The 1,337-nt window shown below is 51.8% G+C and carries 1 protein-coding gene and 1 pseudogene; both read left to right on the top strand.

Annotated features, from left to right (window positions below; genetic code table 11):
• Positions 1-458, top strand: a pseudogene (locus tag ACFRAK_RS28915) (alpha-glucuronidase); the annotation flags it as partial.
• Between the two features lie 190 nt (positions 459-648).
• The coding region (locus ACFRAK_RS28910) for a class I SAM-dependent RNA methyltransferase (RefSeq protein WP_394573184.1) at positions 649-1,337 on the top strand (689 nt) is incomplete at its 3' end.

Genomic DNA, 1,337 nt, shown 5'->3' with positions numbered 1-1,337 from the left:
ATTACGGACCGAACGTGGACGGTTATGAGTATTCGGTGTGGGGCACGTATCATTTTGCCGACCTGCACGGGATGGGAGTCAATCGTACACTCAAGGACGGTACGGGCTACACAGGCCAGTACTTCCCGGAGAATGCGGCACGTTATGAATCGCTGGACACCTGTCCGGACGATCTCCTACTCTTCTTCCACCATGTGCCTTATACGCATCAGCTGAAATCAGGTAAAACCGTTATTCAGCATATTTACGATTCCCACTTTGAAGGTGTGGTGGGGGCGGAGTCCCTTGCGGAGCGCTGGATTCAACTGGAAGGATTGGTGGGGCCGGATCGTTATGATACTGTCTTAAAGCGGCTTCTTCATCAAGCTGACCATTCGAAAGAATGGAGGGACATCATTAATACGTATTTCTTCCGAAAGTCAGGCATCAGTGACGAACAGAACCGGCAGATCTTTTAATGATCGTGTGACCAACACCTCAACTCTATGACAATAAGATGGAATGAACCCGTCTCTGGTTTCACGGTTTGGATCGTGAGCTGGATGCGGGTTTATTCTCGCATGCTGCTGCTGGCTAAGTTGTTCGCATTCACGGTTCGGTCATGGTATATTGAACACGATACTTTTTATGGATGGAGTCGTTAATAACATGAGCGAACAACGGCGTTCCGGTGAAGGAACGAAGCCTAAATCTAGAACGGCATACGGTAAGAACACAGGATATAAGAAATCGTCGCAGCCTCATTCCAAGGCTTCGGCTAAACATACATGGGACAAGCAAGTAGCACGTACCTCCTCCAAGCGGGAGAACGCCGACGAGCTTCAAGCAGGTGACGTTATCGTCGTCACGATCAAACGACTGGGCATCAACGGAGAGGGCGTCGGCTATTACCGCCGCAAGGCGGTGTTCATCGATGGAGCGATCACCGATGAGGTGGTCAAAGCTGAGGTGAAGGAGGTCCAGGCCAAGTTCATCAAGGCACGGCTGCTGGAAGTGGAGAAGCGCTCGCGTTACCGGATTGAACCGCCCTGCCCGGTGTTCGGTATCTGCGGCGGCTGCCAGATTCAGCACATTTCGTACGAAGGCCAATTACAGGCCAAGACGGATATAGTGCGTGAGGCGTTCAGCCGATACGCGGGACGGGACGACATCAAGTTCAAGCCGGTTCTCGGGATGGAACATCCGTGGGATTACCGCAATAAGGCGCAGCTGCAATTGAAGCGCAAAGGCCACGAGGTCATTGCTGGACTATATGAAGCAGACAGTCATACCATCGTTGATATTAGCGGCTGTCCTATTCAGCATCCGCAGGTGAATGAAGCGGTGGAACGCGTGAA

The organism is Peribacillus sp. NPDC056705 (assembly GCF_043656335.1).
This window is presented reverse-complemented; position numbering and strand designations above follow the sequence as displayed.